At 71.4% G+C, this 20,532-nt stretch carries 21 protein-coding genes and 1 tRNA gene; 9 read left to right on the top strand and 13 right to left on the bottom strand.

Annotation, left to right across the window (positions count from 1 at the left end; all coding sequences use genetic code 11):
* Nucleotides 1-2: 2 nt before the first annotated feature.
* Nucleotides 3-1,112, top strand: coding sequence for a DUF418 domain-containing protein (locus AB0K08_RS11950; protein WP_363354713.1), 1,110 nt, complete (start codon nucleotides 3-5; stop codon nucleotides 1,110-1,112).
* 34 nt (nucleotides 1,113-1,146) lie between these two features.
* On the opposite strand, the gene AB0K08_RS11945 is transcribed toward AB0K08_RS11950, so the two are convergent.
* The gene (locus tag AB0K08_RS11945) at nucleotides 1,147-2,025 is read right to left on the bottom strand and encodes a glycerophosphodiester phosphodiesterase family protein (RefSeq protein ID WP_363354942.1); all 879 of its coding nucleotides are present in this window, start codon (nucleotides 2,023-2,025) and stop codon (nucleotides 1,147-1,149) included.
* Nucleotides 2,026-2,198: 173 nt separating this feature from the next.
* On the opposite strand from AB0K08_RS11945, the gene AB0K08_RS11940 reads away from it, so the two are divergent.
* The gene (locus AB0K08_RS11940; RefSeq protein WP_363354711.1) at nucleotides 2,199-3,524 is read left to right on the top strand and encodes a DUF445 family protein; all 1,326 of its coding nucleotides are present in this window, start codon (nucleotides 2,199-2,201) and stop codon (nucleotides 3,522-3,524) included.
* 60 nt (nucleotides 3,525-3,584) lie between these two features.
* Here AB0K08_RS11940 and AB0K08_RS11935 read toward each other — a convergent pair whose 3' ends face one another.
* The gene (locus AB0K08_RS11935) at nucleotides 3,585-4,604 is read right to left on the bottom strand and encodes a hypothetical protein (RefSeq protein WP_363354709.1); all 1,020 of its coding nucleotides are present in this window, start codon (nucleotides 4,602-4,604) and stop codon (nucleotides 3,585-3,587) included.
* Nucleotides 4,605-4,692: 88 nt separating this feature from the next.
* Between AB0K08_RS11935 and AB0K08_RS11930 the strand changes: the two genes are divergently transcribed.
* Nucleotides 4,693-4,947, top strand: a complete 255-nt coding sequence (locus tag AB0K08_RS11930) for a DUF6458 family protein (RefSeq protein ID WP_363354707.1) — start codon at nucleotides 4,693-4,695, stop codon at nucleotides 4,945-4,947.
* Here AB0K08_RS11930 and AB0K08_RS11925 read toward each other — a convergent pair.
* From AB0K08_RS11925 to AB0K08_RS11915, 3 genes are all read right to left on the bottom strand, one after another.
* Nucleotides 4,941-5,681: an esterase gene (locus AB0K08_RS11925; RefSeq protein WP_363354705.1), complete on the bottom strand. Its 741-nt coding sequence runs from the start codon at nucleotides 5,679-5,681 to the stop codon at nucleotides 4,941-4,943. The two genes, AB0K08_RS11930 and AB0K08_RS11925, sit on opposite strands and share 7 nt — an antisense overlap.
* Nucleotides 5,682-5,683: 2 nt before the next feature.
* Nucleotides 5,684-7,045, bottom strand: a complete 1,362-nt coding sequence (locus tag AB0K08_RS11920) for an endonuclease/exonuclease/phosphatase family protein (RefSeq protein ID WP_363354703.1) — start codon at nucleotides 7,043-7,045, stop codon at nucleotides 5,684-5,686.
* Nucleotides 7,046-7,373: 328 nt separating this feature from the next.
* A tRNA-Lys gene (locus AB0K08_RS11915) sits at nucleotides 7,374-7,446 on the bottom strand.
* A 134-nt stretch (nucleotides 7,447-7,580) separates the two neighbouring features.
* Between AB0K08_RS11915 and AB0K08_RS11910 the strand changes: the two genes are divergently transcribed.
* The 3 genes from AB0K08_RS11910 to AB0K08_RS11900 all read left to right on the top strand — a co-directional run bounded on the left by AB0K08_RS11910 (nucleotide 7,581) and on the right by AB0K08_RS11900 (nucleotide 10,144).
* On the top strand, nucleotides 7,581-8,255 hold the full coding sequence (locus AB0K08_RS11910) for a hypothetical protein (protein WP_363354701.1): 675 nt from the start codon (nucleotides 7,581-7,583) through the stop codon (nucleotides 8,253-8,255).
* Between the two features lie 237 nt (nucleotides 8,256-8,492).
* Nucleotides 8,493-9,119: a hypothetical protein gene (locus AB0K08_RS11905; protein ID WP_363354699.1), complete on the top strand. Its 627-nt coding sequence runs from the start codon at nucleotides 8,493-8,495 to the stop codon at nucleotides 9,117-9,119.
* 5 nt (nucleotides 9,120-9,124) lie between these two features.
* Nucleotides 9,125-10,144 (top strand): inorganic phosphate transporter, encoded by a 1,020-nt coding sequence (locus AB0K08_RS11900; protein ID WP_363354697.1) that lies wholly within the window; start codon nucleotides 9,125-9,127, stop codon nucleotides 10,142-10,144.
* Between the two features lie 126 nt (nucleotides 10,145-10,270).
* Here AB0K08_RS11900 and pstB read toward each other — a convergent pair whose 3' ends face one another.
* From pstB to pstS, 4 genes are all read right to left on the bottom strand, one after another.
* A complete protein-coding gene (gene pstB, locus AB0K08_RS11895; RefSeq protein WP_363354695.1) occupies nucleotides 10,271-11,050 on the bottom strand; it encodes a phosphate ABC transporter ATP-binding protein PstB in 780 nt (259 codons plus the stop codon).
* Between the two features lie 31 nt (nucleotides 11,051-11,081).
* Entirely contained in the window at nucleotides 11,082-12,266 is a 1,185-nt protein-coding gene (gene pstA, locus AB0K08_RS11890) for a phosphate ABC transporter permease PstA (protein WP_363354693.1), read from the bottom strand.
* Nucleotides 12,266-13,234: a phosphate ABC transporter permease subunit PstC gene (gene pstC / locus AB0K08_RS11885; protein WP_363354691.1), complete on the bottom strand. Its 969-nt coding sequence runs from the start codon at nucleotides 13,232-13,234 to the stop codon at nucleotides 12,266-12,268. Before pstC ends, pstA begins: the two co-directional genes overlap by 1 nt.
* Before the next feature lie 150 nt (nucleotides 13,235-13,384).
* Entirely contained in the window at nucleotides 13,385-14,488 is a 1,104-nt protein-coding gene (gene pstS / locus AB0K08_RS11880) for a phosphate ABC transporter substrate-binding protein PstS (protein ID WP_363354689.1), read from the bottom strand.
* 345 nt (nucleotides 14,489-14,833) lie between these two features.
* Here pstS and AB0K08_RS11875 point away from each other — a divergent pair, with 345 nt between their 5' ends.
* Complete coding sequence (locus AB0K08_RS11875; RefSeq protein WP_363354687.1) at nucleotides 14,834-16,006, top strand: FUSC family protein; 1,173 nt, start codon at nucleotides 14,834-14,836, stop codon at nucleotides 16,004-16,006.
* A gap of 77 nt (nucleotides 16,007-16,083) precedes the next feature.
* Nucleotides 16,084-17,484, top strand: a complete 1,401-nt coding sequence (gene radA, locus AB0K08_RS11870; protein ID WP_363354685.1) for a DNA repair protein RadA — start codon at nucleotides 16,084-16,086, stop codon at nucleotides 17,482-17,484.
* Nucleotides 17,485-17,489: 5 nt separating this feature from the next.
* On the opposite strand, the gene AB0K08_RS11865 is transcribed toward radA, so the two are convergent.
* Nucleotides 17,490-18,170 carry a hypothetical protein gene (locus AB0K08_RS11865; protein WP_363354683.1) on the bottom strand — a complete coding sequence of 227 codons (681 nt, stop codon included), beginning with the start codon at nucleotides 18,168-18,170 and terminating at the stop codon, nucleotides 17,490-17,492.
* A gap of 107 nt (nucleotides 18,171-18,277) precedes the next feature.
* On the opposite strand from AB0K08_RS11865, the gene AB0K08_RS11860 reads away from it, so the two are divergent.
* Nucleotides 18,278-19,198 (top strand): A/G-specific adenine glycosylase, encoded by a 921-nt coding sequence (locus AB0K08_RS11860; protein WP_363354681.1) that lies wholly within the window; start codon nucleotides 18,278-18,280, stop codon nucleotides 19,196-19,198.
* A 41-nt stretch (nucleotides 19,199-19,239) separates the two neighbouring features.
* Here the strand turns inward: AB0K08_RS11860 and AB0K08_RS11855 are convergent, their stop codons facing one another.
* From AB0K08_RS11855 to AB0K08_RS11845, 3 genes are all read right to left on the bottom strand, one after another.
* Complete coding sequence (locus AB0K08_RS11855; protein WP_363354679.1) at nucleotides 19,240-19,434, bottom strand: CsbD family protein; 195 nt, start codon at nucleotides 19,432-19,434, stop codon at nucleotides 19,240-19,242.
* A 100-nt stretch (nucleotides 19,435-19,534) separates the two neighbouring features.
* The gene (locus tag AB0K08_RS11850; protein ID WP_363354677.1) at nucleotides 19,535-20,053 is read right to left on the bottom strand and encodes an amino-acid N-acetyltransferase; all 519 of its coding nucleotides are present in this window, start codon (nucleotides 20,051-20,053) and stop codon (nucleotides 19,535-19,537) included.
* 130 nt (nucleotides 20,054-20,183) lie between these two features.
* The gene (locus AB0K08_RS11845) at nucleotides 20,184-20,378 is read right to left on the bottom strand and encodes a hypothetical protein (protein WP_363354675.1); all 195 of its coding nucleotides are present in this window, start codon (nucleotides 20,376-20,378) and stop codon (nucleotides 20,184-20,186) included.
* Nucleotides 20,379-20,532: the final 154 nt, after the last annotated feature.

The following is a 20,532-nucleotide window of genomic DNA, read 5'->3' as shown; positions in this document are numbered from 1 at the left end:
CCATGACCGACTCCGCCGACTCCCCCGCGTCCGCGCGGGGGACCCCCGCGGACCCACCCGGCGTCGGTGCCCCGCCGGCCCTAGGGCGGCTGACCGGGCTCGACGCGGCCCGTGCCGTCGCCATCCTCGGCATGATCGCGGTCAACGTCGGGCCCCGGGGCGAGCCCGGACTCGCCGGATCCCTGTACGACCTGCCGGTCGGGCGGGCCTCCATCCTCTTCGTGGTGCTCGCCGGGGTGGGGATGTCCCTGCTGACCCGCTCCGCCCGAGAGCCCGGCGGGAGGCTGCCCTGGCGCACCGTGCTGTGGCGGTCGGCGCTCCTGCTGGCCGGGGGCCTCGCCCTGCAGGAACTGGGCCACGAGGTCAGCGTCATCCTGGCCGTCTACGGGGTGCTGTTCCTGTTGTCCCTGCCGCTGCTGAAGGCCCCCGCCGCGCTCGTGGCCACCCTGGCCGGGGTCATGGCCGTGGCGGGCCCCGTGGCCTGGATCGGGATCCAACTGGCGTCGGGGACCCCGTTCCAGTTCGCGGACCCGGGGTTGGCGGACGACCCGCCGCACGTGCTGCACCGGATCCTCGTGTCCGGGCCCTACCCCGTGCTGGTGTGGTGCGCGCCGTTCCTGCTGGGGCTGGCCCTGGGCCGGGCCCCGCTGCGCGAGCGGCGGCTGCAGAGGCGGCTGGTCCTCTGGGGGCTGGTGGCCGCCGTGGGCGCCTACGCGCTCTCGCAGGTGGTGATCCTGGTGGCAGGGCAACCGGAGGATGCCATCGGCTGGGACCGGCTGCGCTCCGCCGTCGGGCATTCCCAGATGCCGCTGTGGCTGGTCTCCAGTGTGGGCGGCGCACTGGCGGTGATCGGCGGATTCCTGTGGGCCGGCCGCCTCGTGGAGCGTCGGCTCGGGGTCCTGGTCTCGGCGGGCCGCCTGTCCCTGACCCTCTACGTGGCGCACCTGTTCATCCTGGCGGCCCTGGTCCGGCCGGAGCCGCACTCGCTGGCCGGGGGCTATCTCATCACCATCGTGCTGTCCACGGTACTGCTGGTGCTCGCCCACCTGTGGGTGAGGTGGCGGCCGGTCGGGCCGGTGGAGCAGCTCCTGCGGCTGCCCGGCAGACGGTGATCGACGGTCATCGACGGTGGGGGCGTCAGGACCGTCAGGCCCCCGCGGTGGCCGGCACCCGTTCGCGCCTGCAGACCCGCTCGAGCACGCGGGCGGGTAGGTTCGTGGTGATCTGCTGGACGCCGGCCGTCACCAGCAGGTCCACGTCCTCCTCCCGGTCGGCCGTCCACACGCGCAGCGTCCGCCCGGAGGCCAGCCAGGCCTTCACATCCGCCAGGTTCTCCCGCACGTACTCCACCCCGGGGCCCGCGATCCCGGCGCGGCCCTCCCAGACCAGCCGCTCGGCGTCCGCCGTCGCCTGGCGCAGGGCGGCCCGCACGGCCGCACGGCTGAGCGGGCCCGGCGCGAAGCGGCCGGGGCCCGGTTCCGCCGGCACCGCAGCCAACAGCTGGCACAGGTACTCGCTGTCCACGGTGGGGGCCAGGTACTGCAGCGAGCCGGCGTAGAAGCTCATGAAGGAGACCTCCACCGTCCCGAGGCGCGAGGTCTCCGGGTCCCACCCGGCCCCGAGCAGCCAGCTCAGCACGCGCTCCTCGAGTTCGTGGCCGTAGGGACTCGGATGCTTGAGTTCCAGGGCCAGTTTCACGGGGCGCCCGGCCTCGGCCAGCAGTTCGACCAACTCCGGGAGCGTGAGCAGCTGGGCGGAGGCGGGGCCGTAGTGGCCGGGGATCCGGGCCCCCTTCCAGCTGTGGAAGTCCAGCCGGCGCAATTGGGACAGGGTGTGGTCCGCAACCGGCCCGGAGCCGTCGGAGGTGCGCTCCAGGGTCCGGTCATGCAGGCACACCACCTGCCGGTCCCGGGTCAGGTGGACATCCACCTCCACCCCGTCCGAGCCCTCGGCGAGGGCGTGCAGGAAGGCCGCCCGGGTGTTCTCGGCGAAGGCCGCGGAGGAGCCGCGGTGGGCGATCACCAGCGGTCGACGCGGCGAGGCGCCGGAGGATGGACCGGAGGGGTGCGGGCAGGTGCCGGGAGCGTGGGGTGCGGACACACCGTGAAGGCTACGCGCCCATCCCGCCGGGTACGCCGTCTGGGGGGCGACGGGCTGGTTAACTTGTGCTGACACTTCGACTCCTCATCGGAGGACCCATGCAGAACCCCATGCCCGACGCCGGCCCCGGCCGTCCCAGCGCCCCCACCGGGCCCCTGGTGTCAGACTCCGCCGGCCCCGGCACCCCGGATGCCGAGCGGGCAGCGGCCCTGCGCCGGATGAAGACGGTGGCCACCGGCCTGCTGGTGCTGCTGGCCATCATCTTCGTGGTGTCCTTCGCCCTGCAGGAGCAGCACCCGTGGCTGCGGTACGTGCGGGCCGCCGCCGAGGGTGGGATGGTGGGCGCGCTGGCCGACTGGTTCGCCGTCACCGCGCTCTTCCGCCACCCGATGGGCTTGAAGATCCCCCACACCGCGATCATCCCGCGCAAGAAGGACATGATCGGCGAGTCCCTCGGATCGTTCGTGCAGGAGAACTTCCTGGACGGGGACGTCGCCCGGGAGAAGCTGGCCGGCCTGAAGCTCGCCGGCCGGGCGGGGGCGTGGCTGCGCCGGCAGCCGAACGCGGAACGGGTGGCCGCCGAGGTGACCGCCTCCGCCGAGGGCCTGTTGGATGCCATGGACGACGTCCTGGTGCGGGACCTGCTGGCCAACCTCGTCCAGGAACACATGGTGGAGCCGGAGTGGTCCCCCACCCTCTCCGAGGTGCTCGGCAAGGTGACGGCCGAGCGGCATCAGGACAAGGTGGTGGACCTGCTGGTCACCCGGACCGGGGACTGGGTCACCCGGCACCCGGAGTTCTTCCTCACCAGCGTCCGGCAGCGGTCTCCGCAGTGGGTGCCGGAGATCGTCGACCAGCTGCTGGCGGAGCGCGTCCACGCCGAGGCCCTGAAGTACCTGGCGGCCGTGCGGGACGATCCCCAGCATGAGCTGCGCAGTTCGGTGGACGGCTGGCTCGCTGACCTCGAGGCGGATCTGCGCGACGATCCGGTGACCCAGGCCAAGGTCGAGCGGGCCAAGGAGGACCTCTTCAACGACCCGCGGATGCGCGAGTGGGCCGGTCGGGCGTGGGCCACCACCAAGTCCGCGCTCCTGGCCCAGCTCAGGGACACCGGCTCAGACCTGCACCGGGCGTTGGTCTCCGCCCTGATGGACCTGGGTGGCCGGCTGCAGGAGGACCCGGGCCTGGCCGCCCGGGTGGATGGATGGGCCTCGGACGGCGCCCAGTATGTGGCCCGGCGCTACGGCCCGGAGCTGGTGGGGGTCTTCGGCGAGACCATCCAGCGGTGGGACGGCCGGCAGGCCTCCCGCACCATCGAGCTCTACATGGGCCGTGACCTGCAGTTCATCCGGATCAACGGCTCCGTGGTCGGGGCCCTGGCCGGGCTGGCCATCTACACGGTGGCCACCCTCGTGTTCGGCTAGCCGTACTGTCCGGGCAGCCCGGCTGGACGCCAGCGGTCCCGCAGCCCCGGTCAGCCCCGGTCAGCCGCGGTTCCGGCGGTGCTCGGCGCGGGCGGCCTCCACGTCCGCCGCGAACGCCGCCGGGTCCTCGTCCCGCAGTTCCGCGAGGGTGCCGTCGGCCCGCAGGGCGTCGATATCCGCACGGATGTCCTCCTCGAGCAGCTCCCTGAGGTCCGGATCGGGGCCCTCGTCCGCCTGACCGACCGCCTGGTCCTCCCCCGGGGCCTCCGCCCGGTCGGCGGCGGCCTTCGCGGGCTTCCGTCCGGCTGGGAGTGCCTTGAGCTCCGCGGCCAGGGGCCCGGGCAGGGCTGCCGGCAGGGGGCCGAAGATGTTCTGGGCGGCCTTGATCACGCCCTTGCCCATGGCGCGGTTGCCGACTCCGCCGATGACGGCGCCGATCCCGAAGGGCACCAGCCGGCCGAGCATCCCCGCTCCCTGCTTGATGATGAACTTCTTCATGAACATGCGCCTCATCTGCTGGAAGAGCAGATCGGACATGCCCGAGGCGCCGGTGATCGCGGCCACCGCGCCGCCCAGGGGCCCGGGGCCGGAGCCGTTGGCCTGGCTGGAGAAGTCGCGCAGGAGCTTCCGGCCGTCGTCGCCGAGCATCACGGCCATGACCAGCGTCTGGGCCCGCTGGGGGTCCTCGGTGGACACGCCCATCAGTTCGGCCACCGACTGCGCGTACAAGGCGGTGGTCTCGAGGAAGGCGACCGTGGCGGCGGCGGAGAGGCCCAGGGCGGCGGCGGTGCCGACCCCCGGAACCACGGCTGTCCCGCCGGCCGCGGCGCCCTCGCCCGTGACCGCGAGCAGGTACTGGTTTCCCAGCCGCTCGGCCAGCTGCGCCGGGGTGTCCTGGGGGTGTCTGCGCCGCAGGCGGTTGAGGTTGCGCAACACCAGCGGGCGCTGGACGTCCACGGCCTTGAGCACGATCTTCTGGAACGCCGGGGTCGGGTTCCCGTGCTGGTCGACGGCGCGGTTGATGGCGAAGTCGGTCGCCTTCTGACCGGCGACGGACGCGATGATCGATTTCCTTGCCATGGCTGGTGGCCTCCTCGAGCTGGCTGTGGCGGGTACCGTCTGAAACACTACCGAGCAACGCTGAATGACCGATCCTTGAAGGAGACCCATGAAATTCGGTTCCGCCATCCTCCTGATGGCCCTGGGGGCCATCCTGAGCTTCGCCGTCCAGGATTCCATCGCCGGGTTCGACCTGACCATCGCGGGCTACATCCTCATGGCCGCCGGGGCCCTGCTCTTCATCGTGTCCCTGATCCAGATGGGGGTCGCCAACTCGGCGAACCGCCGCGTCAGCGAGTCACGGACCACGCACGACCCCCGCACCGGGGAGTCGGTCCGCCGGGACGAGACACGCGACTACTGACCGCCCGCCCCCAGGGTGTGCTTCAGGAAGATCCGCACGTCACGGGCCTCCTCGGGGCCGGTGCCGTGCCCCATCCCCTCGTAGGTCCGCGCCGTGAGCCGGGTGTGGGTGTCCAGCCACTCGGCCGTGTAGGCGATGGCGTCCGGGTTGATGACCAGATCCTCCACGTCCCGGCCCCAGAAGAAGGGCCTCGGCCCCGGCCCCTCCGGTGGGCTGTCCAGGGTCTCCAGCAGCTGGTTGGACAACACGAAACCGCTGAGCCCCACCACGCAGTGGAAGGCCTCCGGACGGAGCCGGTAGGCAGTGGAGGCCATCGCCATGCCCTGGGAGTGCCCCAGCAGGGCGACCCGGGTGAAGCCATGGCGGGTGACCTCCTCGGCGTCCAGGAGGTCGAAGACGCGGTGGGCCGCGGCCACCACCTCGGCGAAGTCGTTGGTGAGGAAGTAGTCCAGCAGGAACCAGCCCCAGGCGCCCGGCTCGGGCCCGCCGGGCCCCCCGCCCCGGTCATCGGTGCCCGCCGCGACGGGTGCGTGGCCGGCGTCGATCTCGAATCCGCCGCGCACCGCCAGGCCCGTGGTCCCCTCGGGAAGCATGCGGAAGTAGGCCTGGGCCGCACGGACCTCGTTGGCGCCGTAGCCATGGATCACCAGGACCAGGTCGGTGCCGTCACGCTCGGAGGCGGGCCGGGACCAGACCACCTGGTGGCCGGTGGAGAGGGTCTGGCGCTCGGGCACGGTCAGTCGGTCCCGCCGCCCGAGAGGTCCAGGTCAGTCCAGACCAGGCGGTGTTCGCTCGGGGTGGTCTCGTTGGGCTCCCCGAGCTCGCCCCCGGGGGCGTTGGCGCGCGTCAGCTGCGAGCCCAATTGCCCGGGCACCGGCCAGAACACGCCGGAGGCCGTCGTCGTGATCGTGGACGAGGGCAACAGGTAGTCCGAGCGGGCCAGGGCCCACTCCCCGCCCTCCCGGCTCACCACCTCGGTGGCGGCGGGCTCGTCCTTCTTCAGGTGCTCGGCCCCCTGGGAGACCGGCAGGGGATCCTGGATGAGCCCGGACGCCAGCATCTCGGCCACGGCGGAGGGGTGCTCCGTGTCCGACAGCGCCGTCCCCGTCAGGGGTCCGAAGTCACCGGCCAGCACGAACGGTGCGTCGCCGGGCAGGCCGCCGGGCTGCCCCTCATCGTCCACGATGTACGCGTCCTGCCCGGTCCCGGCCGCCAGGTAGTCGGCCCAGAAGCGCATCTCATCATGGTGGCGTTCCGCCCCGGTCGGGCCGTCCTCCGCGCGGCTCGGCTGGGCCGCCAGGATGTGGACGGTCTGCCCGTCCACGGTCACCGGGATGTCCCAGTGGGCGGTGGAGGACAGGCGGAGCACGGAGAGCTCGAGGTCGGAATAGACCCCCTCGGGGATGGCGTTGTCCGGCATGGAGGCCCAGGGCAACTCGGTGAACGTCCGGATCCCGTCCGTGTCCAGGGGGTGCTTCGAGTACAGCACCATGCCGTGCTGGCCGGCGAAGTCCCCCGGCCCGAAGGCGTCGCCCGAGCCGCCGATGATCCCGTCGTCATCCAGGTCCGCCCCGGTGTCCACACCGTTGTTGACCTCGGAGACGTACATGTAGGGGTAGTCGATGCCGCTCTGTCCGCCCGTTCCGACGGCCAGGTAGTTGGTCCGGAAGGACTGGGCCACGTCCTCGCCGGCATCCACGTCCATGTCCGTCAGGAGCACCACGTCCGGCGCGGCCCGCTGGACCGTCTCCGCCACCTGCATGCCCTGGGGGTCTCCCGGCTCGGACAGGTCCTCGGCCAGCTCTTCGGGGGCGGACCGGCTCAGTCCCGCGGAGAAGGTGGCCACCCGCAACCCGTCGTCGGCGACCGCGGGGACCTGGCCGGACTTGATCCACATCATCTGGCGGAGCAGATCGGGGTTGGAGGGCAGGGCGTCGCCGAAGTCCAGGGTGACCACCGGTGCCGTCAGGGGTGAGGCCTGCACCACCGGTGCGGCCAGGGCCCCGGGTGCGCCGAGGAGAGCCGTCAGGGCGGCCGCTGGCGCGAGGGCACCGCCGAGCATCAACATGCGGCGGAGCACCCGGGGGAAAGCACTCATGCCTACCAGCGTAGGCATGACCGAGGAGTTCACGGAAGCCCGCCCCGGGGCCGGCCATCGCACCGGTCACGGCGCCCAACGGACTCCCGGCGAGGGGCGTCCGGGGGCAAGATCCGCAGGACCTCCGCGTGTCGCGGCCACGGCAGGGGTCTGCGCCGGACGTGCTGCGCCGGCCGCTCCCGCCCTCCCGTGATGCGAAGCAGTTATCAAATCTTGATCTTCCAAACGCCTGGCGAGACATTCCTGCAACCTTCAACGAGGGGACGGTCGCCGGGCCCTGACAGCACGACGGCTCCCGTCCCTGGTCGGAACGGGAGCCGGTGTGCGGTGGGCCCTGCGGGGATCGAACCCGCGACCCGCGGATTAAAAGTCCGATGCTCTGCCAACTGAGCTAAAGGCCCTGCCACGGCCGGTGGCCGCATTCCATGGTAACGGACTCGACCCGGCCCGGACGGCGTACCGTGGAGTACGCGCCGCGTGGTCCCGAGGCGGCGCGCGCCCCGTTCCCGATCTCCCAGGAAAGGTGATCCACCCCGTGCCCTCCTCCCGGAACAGTGCCGGCCGGTCCCCGAGCTCGACGGCGGCCGGAACCGTCCGCCACCACCGGCCCCGGCCCTTCGCCCCGGAGCAATTCGCCGCCTTCGAGGGCGGCTCGGACCCAGCCGCGACGGCCGAGGGGGCCGCCCTGTTGGCCCGCGCCCTGATCGACGGCGGCCACGCCGGCGCCGACGACACGGCGGTCCGCCGGCTGGTCGGCCTGGTCGACGACGCCGGGATCGACACGGTGGCCGGCCTCTGGGCCGATGCCCCCGCGGTGTCCCTGAGCGGTGCCCTCTGGCGCCTGTACGCCCTGAGCACGGCCACCGCCCGCAACGGCCGGCAATGGGCGTCCTGGTACCGGGCCGGCCACGAGGCCCACGTCGCCCGGGCCGTGGCGGGCGCCGCAGAGCCGCCGGGGGCCCGTGAGCTGAGGGAGTTGACGGACCACATCCTGACGGGCGCCTTCACGGGCGACTTCGGCGTCGCCCTGGAACGGGCCGCAGCCTACTGCCGGGTGGTCTGCCTGGGGCAGGCGCACCACTCCGAGGCCCTCGAAGCCGGCAACCCGGCCCAGGCCGCCGCCATGCTCCGCCAGGCCAAGAGGCTGCTCGGAACCGCCGAGGAACTGGAGGAGGCCGCCGCCGCCTGGCGGCAGGACACGCTCGACTGAGGACCGGACGGCACGGATATTCCCGTCTTCGGCCCTCTTGTGCTGATGGCTGACACCGGTTCCGGGAGTGGACATCGGTCGCCGGGACCGCGCACACTGGATACCGGTGCCGGGCCGCGGTAACCCCGGGCTCCAATATTCTGCCGCCACGAGCGGCCACTCGCCGAGAGGCGTTCCCGGTCCGGCACCGCCCGACGTCCTCCCCCTTCGGAGCAGGGCGGGATACCCTGTGCATTGATGAACTTCTCACTGTCCTCCCTGCTCGCCCCGGACACCGCAAGCATTGAGCACCTGGCCGCCCTGGCGGAAGGCCTGGGAGCCGCGGTGAACCAGGTGGCCCAGCTGATGGGTGCCTCCCGGGCCACCGCCGCCGAGATCGATGCCGAGCTCAAGGGCATCGACAGTGCGGCCAGCGCCCGTCACATGGCCCTGCTCACGAGCCTGCGCAGCTCCTACATCACCCCGTTGCCGCGCCAGGACCTCTACCTGATGGCGGACGGCCTGAACAACGCGGTGGAGAAGGTCTGCAACGCCGGGTTGCTGATCATGGCCACGGAACAGTTCCGCCTGCCGGGCGAGGCCATGGACGTGCTCGAGAACCTCGGCCGCCAGGCCGAGCTGCTCGAGGAGTCCGTGACCCAGTTCCGGGACCTCGACGCCCTCGAGGAGACCTGGATCCAGCTCCAGCGCAATTCTAAGCGCGCCGAGCGGGTCATGATCGAGTGGATCTCCGGCATGACCGGTGATCTGCTCCAGCGCAGCTATAACCGCCAGCGGGAGGCCGCGCACGCCGTGGACGCGGCCATCGTCGCCGTCCGGCAGATCACGGTGCATGTCGGCAGCATCCTCGTGCAGGAGTCCTGACCGGCGTGGCCCCTGTCGACCTCGTCCTGCTGGGTCTGGTGTTCCTCTTCGCGGCGGGTTACGGCCTGCTCAACGGCATGCGGGACGCCCCCAACGCCATCGCGCTGCCCGTGCGCACCCGCGCCCTCACCCCGCGGGCAGCCCTCCTGCTCGCCGCCGCCATGAACCTGATCGGTGGCATCCTGTCCGGCGGCCTGCTGACCGCGGTGTGGCGCGAGCTGCCCCCGGTCGTCCCCGAGGGGGCCCCCGGGCTGGTGATGGCCCTCGTCGCCCAGGCGGTGGCGATCGCCTGGGGGTACTTCGCGTGGCGGCGCGGCATGCCCATCTCCATGACCCACGCGCTGATCGTCGGTCTGGTCGGCGCCGGCCTCGCCCTGTCCATCACCGGGCACGCCTCCTTCGAGGGCCTCTGGACCCCCACCCTGGTCACCGCCATGCTGCTCGGCCTGGTCCTCTCCCCCGTGTTGGCCTGGCTCCTGTCCTGGGTCCTCGTCACCCCGGCCACCTGGGCGGCGCGTGACGCGGCGCCCGGCGGGGTCAACCACGCCGCCCGCATGTCCCTGGCCATCTCCGGGGCCGCCAACGCCCTCGGGCACGGCGTCCAGTCCGGGCAGCGCCTCACCTTCATGGTCGCCCTGGCCTTCGCCGCCATCGGCCGGCCCGAGGCCCTGGGCTGGTGGGTCCCGGTCGCCGCCGGGCTGTCCGTGGCCCTGGGCACCCTGTTCGGGGGGTGGCGCATCGCGCACACCCTGACGGACACCCTCGTCCGTCTCGACCCCCTGCGCGCCGGTGTCGCCTCGATCGTCAGCGCGGGACTGCTCTTCGTGGGCTCCTTCGCCCTGCACCTTCCCCTGTCCTCCACCCATTCGGCCACGGCCTCCATCATCGGGGCCGGGGTGAACCAGCGCTATACGGCGGTCCGGTGGCCGCAGTTCCAGAAGGTGGTCGGGTACTGGCTGGCCACGCTCGTGGCCCCAGCCCTCGCGGCGCTCATCCTGGCCGCGGCGGCCAGCCCGTTGTTCTGAGGTGAGGGGCGGGCCGCGGCCCGTCCGGGGCCGAGGTGACGGCCCGCGCGTCGTGCCCCGCCCTTAACCGCTTTGAGGGCAATCCACACTGGTGTGGATTGCCCTCAAAGCGAGGAGAGGGGCGGGTCAGCCGAAACGGCCGGAGACGTAGTCCTCGGTCTGCTTGTTGCCGGGGTTGTTGAAGATCACCGAGGTCTCGTCGTACTCGATGAGCTTGCCGGGCTTGCCGGTGCCGGCGATGTTGAAGAACGCCGTGCGGTCCGCCACCCGGGCGGCCTGTTGCATGTTGTGCGTGACGATGATGACGGTGTACTCGTTCTTCAGGTCGTTGATCAGGTCCTCGATCGCCAGGGTGGAGATCGGGTCCAGGGCGGAGCAGGGCTCGTCCATCAGGATCACGGCCGGCTCCACGGCGATGGAGCGGGCGATGCACAGGCGCTGCTGCTGGCCGCCCGACAGGCCCGAGCCGGGCTTGTCCAGACGGTCCTTGACCTCGTTCCAGAGGTTGGAGCCCCGCAGGGACTTCTCCACGATGCCGTCCGCCTCGGACTTGGACATCCGCCGGCCGTTGAGCTTGTGCCCGGCCAGGACGTTGTCCCGGATGGACATGGTGGGGAAGGGGTTCGGACGCTGGAAGACCATGCCGACCTGGGTGCGGACGGTGACCGGGTCCACGCCCGGGGCGTAGATGTCCTCGCCGTCCATCAGCAGCCGACCCTCGGCACGCGCACCGGGCAGGACCTCGTGCATGCGGTTGATGGTCCGCAGGAACGTGGTCTTGCCGCAGCCCGAGGGACCGATGAACGCGGTGACGGACCGCGGCTCGATCTTGATGTTGACGCCCTCCACGGCCCGGAAGCTGCCGTAGTAGACGTTGAGGTCGATGGCCTCGATGCTCTTTGACATGTGGGTTCCTCTGACTTTCGGTCTGCTCGGCTTAGCGGCCGGTCTTCTTCGGCGCGAACGCCTTGGCGATGATGCGGGCTGCCAGGTTGAGCAACATCACGATGACGATCAGGACGAGGGCGGCGGCCCAGGCGCGGTCCGCCGACGGCATGCCCGCGGCCGGGGCGGTGGGGTTCATCAGCTGGCGGTAGATGAAGACCGGCAGCGCGGTCATCCACTCGCCGAAGGGGTTCCAGTTGGTGGCCGCCGCATAGCCGGCGGTCACCAGGATGGGGGCGGTCTCGCCGGTCACGCGGGCGATGGCCAGCGTGATGCCGGAGGCGATGCCGGACATGGCCGTGGGCAACACCACCTTGAAGATGGTCCGCCACTTGCGCACGCCCAGGGCGAAGGACGCCTCCCGCAGCTCGTTCGGGACCACGCGGAGCATCTCCTCCGTGGACCGGACCACCACGGGGATCATCAGCACGGACAACGCGACGGCCGCCGTCAGGCCCATCTTGATCATCTGGAGGTGACGTGGCGTCTCCCCGATGAACGTGGTGATGATCAGCTCCATCAGCGCGAAGGCGAACAGGCCGGCCACGATGGAGGGGATGCCGGTCATCACGTCCACGAAGAACACGATGGCCCGGGAGAACCAGTTGTCCCGGCCGTACTCCACGAGGTAGATGGAGGTCAGCAACCCGATCGGCACGGAGATCAGCGTGGCCAGCAGCGTGATCATCAGGGTGCCGGCCAGCCCGTGCAGGAAGCCGCCCTGCAGGGGCGCTCCCTCGCCCTGGGTGGCGATGTCATCGGCGCCCGTGACGCCGCTCATGTCCGACCACAGCAGCTGCGGCTGGGCCACCAGGGTGGGCAGGCCGTTGGCGACCACGGTCCAGATCACCGAGACCAGTGGGATGAGGGCCAGGATGAAGGCGGCCCACACGAGGTTGCGCCAGATGCCGTCCGTGGCGCGGCGCCGGGTTTCCAGGACGAAGGTGGTGACGTACATGCCCACCACGTAGAGCACGGCGGCGAAGATCAGCCAGCCGGTCCAGCTGAACGTCCCCCCGCCGAGCAGGGCGGTGAGGCCCGCCGCGAGGACCAGGGCGCCGGCCAGGACCGCGATCCAGGTCCAGCGCGGCATCTGGCCGGCGGTCAGGGAGTTCTTCTTCGATCCGCCCGGCCGGGGCGCCGTGCCCCTCGGGGTGGTTGCAGTGGGGGTAGTCATCAGTTCGCTCCCGAGAATTCCTTGTGCCGGTTGACGATCCAGCGCGCGATCATGTTGACCACGAGGGTGATGATGAACAGCATGAGGCCGGCCGCGATCAGCTCGGACTGGCGCATGCCGAAGGCCTCGGGGAAGTTCAGCGCGATCTCGGACGGGATGGTCTGGTTGGCGCCGGAGGAGATCAGGCTCCACGAGAAGGCGCCGCCGGAGAGCACCAGGGTGACGGCCATGGTCTCGCCGAGGGCGCGGCCGAGGCCCAGCATGACGGAGGAGACGATGCCGGCCCGGGCGAACGGGAAGACGGTCATCTTGATCATCTCCCACCGGGTGGCCCCGAGGGCCAGGGCCGCCTCCTCGTGCAGCTTGGGCGTCTGGATGAAGATCTCACGGCACAGGGAGGTGATGATCGGCAGGATCATCACGGCCAGCACCACGGCCGCGGTGAGCAGGGTGCGGCCGGTGGTGGAGGCGCCCCCGCCGAAGAACGGGATCCAGCCCAGGTACTCGCCGAGCCACTGGTAGATGGGCACCATGCCCCCGGCCAGCGTGGTCATGCCCCAGGCGCCGAAGACGACGGAGGGGATGGCGGCCAGCAGGTCGATCACGTAGCCCACCGGGGTCGAGATCGAGGTGGGTGCGTAGTGGGAGATGTAGAGGGCGATGCCCACGGCCACCGGGGTGGCGATCAGGATGGCGATGAACGAGGCGATGAGGGTACCGGCCATGAGCGGCCAGACGTACTGCCAGAACGTGTCCGCGCTCTCGATGGACTCCTCGTCGGAGAAGACCTTCGGCCACAGGGCCGGCAGCGACTCGACCAGGAGGAAGATCGCCACGAAGGCCAGGACCATCAGGATGATGACGCCGGCGGCGAGGGCCAGGCCGGAGAAGACCTTGTCCCCCGCGGCACCGCCACGCGGTGCCGTCAGCGACGACTCCCTCGCCGGCTCAGTGGCAGTTTCAGGCACGGAGACTCCCCTCGGAGTTCGTGGTGCGGGCTCGGACCCCGCATCCCGGGAATGGATGGCGTGTACAGCATGACACAGCCGCCGACCCTGGTTCAGAGGGTCGGCGGCTGGGTCAACAGGTGGTCACCACCGGCTGGAACCGGACGGTGATCAGCCCTGGACGGAGATGGCCTGGATGGACTCCAGTGCGGTCTCGCGCGTGGTCTCGGAGATCGGGGCGTTGCCGGCGGAGGCCTCGGCGGCAGACTGGCCGTCCTCGGACACCACGTACTCGCCGAAGGCCTTGGCCGCGTCGGCGGTCTCCTGGTCCTGGTACTGGTTGCAGAAGATGTGGTAGGAGACCAGGACGATCGGGTAGACGCCCTCCTCGGTGGTGGTGCGGTCCAGCACCACGGCACCGGCCTCGCCCGCCTCGGCCTTCTCGACGGCGGCGGCGGCGGCCTCGGCGGAGTACGGCACGTACTCCTCGCCGACCTGCACGGACACGGTGCCGAGTTCGCCGATCTGGGAGGCGTCGGCGTAGGTGATGGCGCCGTCGGTGGACTGGGTGAGGGAGACCACGCCGGAGGTCTGCTGCGCGGACTCGGCGGTGATCTCGGAGGGCCAGGCCTCGACGACGTCATAGGTCCAGGACTCCGGAGCGGCGGCCGTCAGGTAGTCGGTGAAGTTCTCGGTGGTGCCGGAGTCGTCAGCGCGGTGCACCACGGTGATCGGGGTGTCCGGCAGCTCGACGTCCGGGTTCTGGTCCGCGATGGCCGGATCGTTCCAGGTGGTGATCTCGCCGGTGAACACCTGGGCGATGGTCTCCGCGTCCATGTTGACCTCGTCGACGCCCTCGAGGTTGAAGGCGACGGCGACCGGGGAGATGTACGACGGGACGTGGAAGACGCCCTCGGGGCCGCAGACGCCCTCGGCCTCGGTCATCTCCTCCTCGTCCATGGCGGCGTCGGAGCCGGCGAAGGAGTACTGGCCGGCCAGGAAGCCCTCACGGCCGGAGCCGGAGCCCACCGGGTCGTACTGGACGGTCAGGTCCGGGTGGACCTCGGTGACACCGTTGGTCCAGGCGGTCATGGCGGACTCCTGCGAGGAGGCGCCACCGCCGATCAGGGTGCCCGAGACCTCGGCCGAGGCGCCCTCGGAGCCGTTGCCGGCCGGGGCGGTCTCGTCGGTGGAGCCGTTGCCGCCGCAGGCGGTCAGGGCGAGTGCGGCGACGGACAGGACGGCGGCGGAACGGCCGATGCGGAGAGCCTTCACAGATTTGCCTCTTTCGAGTTTGATGACAGTGCAGTCGAGGTCGCCACCCCACCGTACTGGTGGTGACGCGTGCAGCAGGCAGGGATCCTGCTGACCTCGTTCCTCGAGAAAGCTATGGGGGCAAGGTGACGGGCGGGGCCGTTGAAGATTAACGCGACCTTAACGGCCCGCCACCCCACCCGCCCCCGCCGGCCCCGTGGTGGCCCCACAGCCCTGCAACGGCGCGGATCTAATGATTCCCGAGGCGGTTCCGGGCGGAGGCGCCGGGGTGAGCAATCTCACCCCGATCCGGCGGCCCCGGGGCATGCTCGGGGTGCAGGCCGGCTCCGGCCTAAGCTAGGGATCATGGAGCAGAAGCCCGCGTCCGGCTCCTCCTGGACGAGAACCAAGGCCAGAACCCGGCAGGGGTGGGCCCGGGCGCGCTCCTTCGGCTCGCGCCGGGCCCGCTCCGGCGCCTCCCGGGTCCGCTCCGCCCTGATCCCCGCGGCGCTGAGCTCCCTGTGCGCGGTCCTGGCGTACGTCTTCGCCGAGCTGGTCCTGGGCCACGAGGACCCCCTGTTCGCGGCCACCGCCGCACTCATCGCCCTGGGCTTCAACCGGGATCCGAAGGTCCGCAAGGTCATCGAGGTGGCCGTGGGGTGCACGCTGGGCATCCTCATCGGCGATCTCATGCAGGCGGGGCTGGGCCAGGGGTACTGGCAGGCGGTGCTCGTGGTCTTCACCTCGATCCTGGTGGCCCGCTTCATCGACCCCAGCGCCACCTTCACCCTGCAAATGAGCCTGCAGTCCATCCTGGTGGTCCTGCTGCCCGCCGCCGAGGGCGGGCCGTTCACCCGCAGCCAGGACGCCGTCGTCGGGGGTCTGATCGCCCTGCTGGTGACCCTCCTGTCACCCCGCAGCCTGCAGAAGGACGCCGCCTCCGGGCTGCGAGACCTCTACACCACCCTGACGAGGTCCCTGCGCGACTGCTCGGAGGCCTTGCGATCCCACGAGTCTCGGACCGCCTGGATGGGACTCGTGGCCTGCCGCAGCACCCAGACCGCCGTGGACAACCTGCGCAAGGACGTGCACAACGCCCAGGAGGTGGCGACCTTCTCGCCGATCCAGCGCCGGTCCAGGTCGGACCTGGAGGAGATGGCACACACCGTGGAGAAGTCGGACCTCGCGGTCCGCAGCCTGAGGGTCGTCGCCCGGCGGGTCATCAGCGTCATCGACAACGGCGCGCTGGATGAGGAGGGGACCACCCTGCTGGCCGACTGGTTCGACGAGGCCGCTGACGCCGTCGGGATCCTCGGCCGGTCCCTGGGCGAGCCCTCGGCGGGCGGCCGCCACAAGTCCCTGTCCGTGGCCCGGGGCGCCCTGGGCGGGGCCGCCGCCCGGCTCGATCCCGCCGAGCTGGGCGCGGGCACCCTGCATTCCGAGGCCCTGGTGATGCTGTTGCGCCCCATGATGGTGGACCTGATCGAGGCCACCGGCGCCTCCCATGACGAGGCGGTGGGCTACCTGCCCCGGCTCTGAGCCGGACGTCCACCGGGCAACCACAGACGACGGCGGCCGGCACCTACCGCGTCCGGCTCCCCGACTACCCTTGGTCCATGGCGTCCAAGACCACCAAGCGAACGAATCCCGGCTACCGGTGCAGCGAATGCGGCTGGACCACCGCCAAGTGGGTGGGCCGGTGCGGCGAATGCCAGGCCTGGGGCACCGTCTCCGAGGCCGGGGCTGATGCCTCCTCCGGCCGGACCCCGGCCGCCACCGTGGCCACCCCGGCCGTGCCGATCGGTGAGGTCGACGCCTCCCAGGCCCGCTTCCGCACCACCGGGGTGTCCGAGCTGGACCGGGTCCTGGGCGGCGGCCTGGTCCCCGGCGCCGTCGTGCTTATGGCGGGCGAGCCGGGCATCGGCAAGTCCACGCTGCTGCTGGACGTGGCCGCGAAGGTCGCCCGGCACCGCCGCCCGGAGGGCTCCACGCGGTCCGTGCTGTATGTGACCGGGGAGGAGTCCGCGGCCCAGGTGCGGCTGCGCGCCGACCGGATCGGGGCCGTGGCGGACACCCTGTTCCTGGCCGCGGAGACGGACCTGGGCCGGGCCCTGGGCCAGATCGAGAAGGCGGACCCGGACCTGCTGGTGGTGGACTCCGTCCAGACCCTGCAGTCCCAGTCCGTGGACGGCACCGCAGGCGGTGTGACCCAGGTGCGCGAGGTGGCGGCGAGCCTGATCAACGAGGCCAAGGCCCGCAACATGACCACCGTCCTGGTGGGCCACGTGACCAAGGACGGTTCGATCGCCGGGCCCCGGCTGCTGGAACACCTGGTGGACGTGGTCTGCCAGTTCGAGGGCGAGCGGCACTCCCGGCTGCGCCTGGTGCGGGCCGTGAAGAACCGCTACGGGCCCACCGACGAGGTCGGCTGCTTCGACCTCGGGGACGCCGGCATCATCTCCCTGGAGGACCCCTCCGGGCTGTTCCTGTCCGGGACCCTGAACCCCGTGGAGGGCACCTGCGTCACGGTCACCCTGGAGGGACGCCGGCCCCTGGTGGCCGAGGTCCAGTCCCTGCTCACGCCCTCCGGACAGGGCAGCCCGCGCCGGACGGTCAGCGGCCTGGACACCGCCCGCATCAACATGATCCTGGCCGTGCTGCAGCGCCGCGCCGGGTTCCCCCTGAACCAGGACGACTGCTATGTGGCCACGGTGGGCGGGGTACGGCTGACCGAGCCGGCCTCCGACCTCGCCGCGGCACTGGCCATCGCCAGCGCCAAGCTCAATGCGGTGGTGCCCAAGGGCCTGATCGCGTTCGGGGAGCTGGGGCTGGCGGGGGAGGTCCGCCCCGTGCCCGGCATCGGCCGCCGGATCCGCGAGGCGGCCCGGCTGGGGTTCCGCCGGGCCGTGGTGCCGAAGTCCCCCGAACCGCTGGGCGAGCTACCCGAGGGGGTGCGGGTCGCGGAGGTCCGCACGCTGACCGAGGCGCTGGAGACCATGAAGGCCTGGGTCGCCTAGGGTCCTCACTGCAGGTTGAAGGACACCGGCTGGGCCTGCAGCTCCCCGAGGGAGACCTCGAGCCGGTAGGTGCCGCTGCGCGGGTCCGAGTCGATCTCCGCGCAGTCCGGACCGGTGCGGACCCGCGGCCAGGTGAGCCGGGCACGCTCCTGCTCGTCCGGGGAGATCTCCACCATCGCGTCCTCCCCGTCCACCTGGCAGTCCTCGGTGGAGAAGATCCGGTCGGAGCCCGAGTAGACGGTGAACACCTGTTGGGAGGTGCCGAGGTTGGCCTCGCACGGCTCCTGCCCCGTGTTGTCCACCCGCAGCTCGAGGACGGGCTCCTCGCCATCGGTATAGGTCGGCTGGTCGGTGGCCGCCGAGATCACGATGTCCCCGGGCGGGCAGTCCCCCGCCGCCGCGGCATCGGCCGAGGCGGCGGGCGATCCGGAGGCGGACGGGGGCGGGGTCCCCGATGGCGTGCCGGAGTCCGTGGCCGCCGGGGAGGCCGACTGGCCCGTACTCGACGACGGCGAGGAGCCGGTCTCGTCCGGGGCCGGGCGGAACAGGGAGACCAACCACCAGACCAGGGTCACGAGCAGGGCCAGCACCACCACGAGCAACACCACCGCCACCAGCCGACGGCGGCGGTACACCGCAGGGGATTGGGGACGCAGCAGGTCGTTGGTTCGAGGCTCACCGGGCATGCCTCCAGCTTATGGACCCGCCTGGCCTTCCCCGGACCGGCCACGCCGGGACCGCACCGTGAGACGGTGACGTGAGACGGCGGGGTCGGCGCACTACAGTGGACGGCATGTCTGCGCCGGCCCCGACCTCCACGCTGCACCGGCGCATCAACGGCTGGTTCGACGCCCACGGCCGGGACCTGCCCTGGCGCCACCCTGGATGCGGTGCCTGGGGGATCCTGGTCAGCGAGATCATGCTGCAGCAGACCCCCGTGGTCCGGGTGCTTCCCGTCTGGACCGCCTGGATGGAACGCTGGCCCACCCCGCGGGACCTGGCCCTGGAGTCCCCGGCCGAGGCCATCCGCGCCTGGGGCCGCCTGGGGTACCCACGCCGGGCCCTGAGGCTGCAGGCCGCCGCCGCTCAGATCGCCGAGGCACACGGGAACGAGGTCCCGGCCACCGCCGCCGAGCTGCTGGCCCTGCCGGGCGTCGGCACCTACACGGCCGCCGCCGTCGCCTGTTTCGCCTTCGGCCACCCCGAGGTGGTGGTGGACACGAACATCCGCCGGGTGCACGCCCGACTGGTCTCGGGCCGCGCCCTGCCGGAGAAGTCCCTCACCGCGGCCGAGATGGCCCTGGCCCGGGACCTCATGCCCGAGGACACGGAGCAGGCGTGCCGCTGGAACGCCTCCGTGATGGAGCTGGGCGCCCTCGTGTGCACCGCGCGGTCCCCGCAGTGCGGACAGTGTCCCGTGGCCGAGCTGTGTGCGTGGCGCGAGGCCGGCATGCCCGCGCCGCACTACACGCCCACCGGTCAGGCCTGGGCGGGCACCGACCGTCAGGTCCGCGGCGCCATCATGGCCCTGCTGCGGGAGTCCGGCCGGGTCGCCGTGCGTCAGATCCCCGAGCGCACGGCGGCGGCGGGGACCCTGGGAGCACACACCCCGGAGGCCGCCCAGTTCGAGCGGTGCGCCGCCGGGCTGGTCGCGGACGGGCTCGCGTCCCGGGACGACGAAGGCCCGGAACCCCTGCTCAGCCTGCCTGGCTGAGCCCGGGGCCCCGGGCCTCGGTGGAGCAGTCCTCTACTGCTCTACTTCTTGTCTCCGCCGAAGAGGTCCTTGGCCGCGTCCTTGACGTCCTCGGCCTTCTGCTTCAGGCCGGCCTTCGCCTCGTCGGCGCGGCCCTCGTTCTTGAGGCGGTCGTTGTCCGTGGCCTCGCCCAGGCCCTGCTTGGCCTGGCCCTTGACCTCTTCGGCCTTGTTCTCAAAGCGGTCTCCGGTACCCATATGATCCTCCTCGCTTCGGTGTGCGGACGGCTGACGCCGGCGCATCACCGTCAGTCAATCACTTTCCGGGCCGCCGCGGCACCCCCCTGGGAGCAGACGTTCAGTCCTCCAGCTGCATGATCATCCGGGTGTTGCCGAGCGTGTTCGGCTTGACCCGGGCGAGGTCGAGGAACTCCGCCACGCCCTCGTCCTGTGAGCGCAGCAGCTCCGAGTAGACCTCCGGGTCGACGGCGGTCTGGTCCGCCATGACGGTGAAGCCGTGCCGGGTGAAGAACTCGACCTCGAAGGTCAGGCAGAACACGCGGCAGACCCCGACGGCCCGCGCCCGCTCGATCAGCCGGTCCAGGATCAGGTGGCCCACCCCGTGGCCCCGCCAGGCCCGGGCCGTGGCCAGGGTGCGGACCTCGGCGATGTCCTCCCAGATCACGTGGAGCGCCCCGAAGCCGGCCAGTGAGCCGTCCGGGGCCTCGGCCACCACGAACTCCTGGATCGCCTCGTAGTACGCCACGGCCTCCTTCTGCAGCAGCACCCGGTCCTGGGCGAGCGGCTCCACGAGGGCACGGATCGCCTGCACGTCGTGGGTCCGGGCCGGCCGGATGAGAAGTTCGGTGGATTCCATCGGATCAGTCTAGAACCGTGTCACCGGCATCCGTCCCGGACGGCGGAGGACCCGCCCCGTGGGATGGGGGCGGGTCCTCCCGGCACGTGGGTGCCGTCCTGTCCGGGGCCGGGCTCACGCCCGGGCGGAATCACTGCTGGTTGTTCTGCTCACCGTCGTCCTGGCCGCCCAGGAACTTCTCCTGCGCGCCGTCGACCGCGCCGTTGACCTTGTCTCCATGCTCGCCCAGCTTGTCGCCGTGCTGCTCCTGAGCGCCGTCAACGGCCTCGTTGATCTTGTCACCATGTTCGTCGGCGAGGTTTCCGAGGTTGTCTGCGAAGGACATGAGCGTCTCCTAGATCGGGAACACGGCGGGCGACCTGGACGGTCCCCCTCCGTTCCGCCATTGAGCGGTAGTCCCCAACCTAGGGGGCAAGAACGCTCACGTTCAAACCCCCCAGGCTGGGAATCCGCTGATCAACACCTGACGGCCTCGGCCC

The sequence above is a fragment of the Citricoccus sp. NPDC055426 genome (assembly GCF_040677445.1).
In the GTDB taxonomy this organism is placed as follows: domain Bacteria; phylum Actinomycetota; class Actinomycetes; order Actinomycetales; family Micrococcaceae; genus Citricoccus.
The sequence above is the reverse complement of the archived record's forward strand: the minus strand, read 5'-3'. Positions and strand labels throughout refer to the sequence as shown.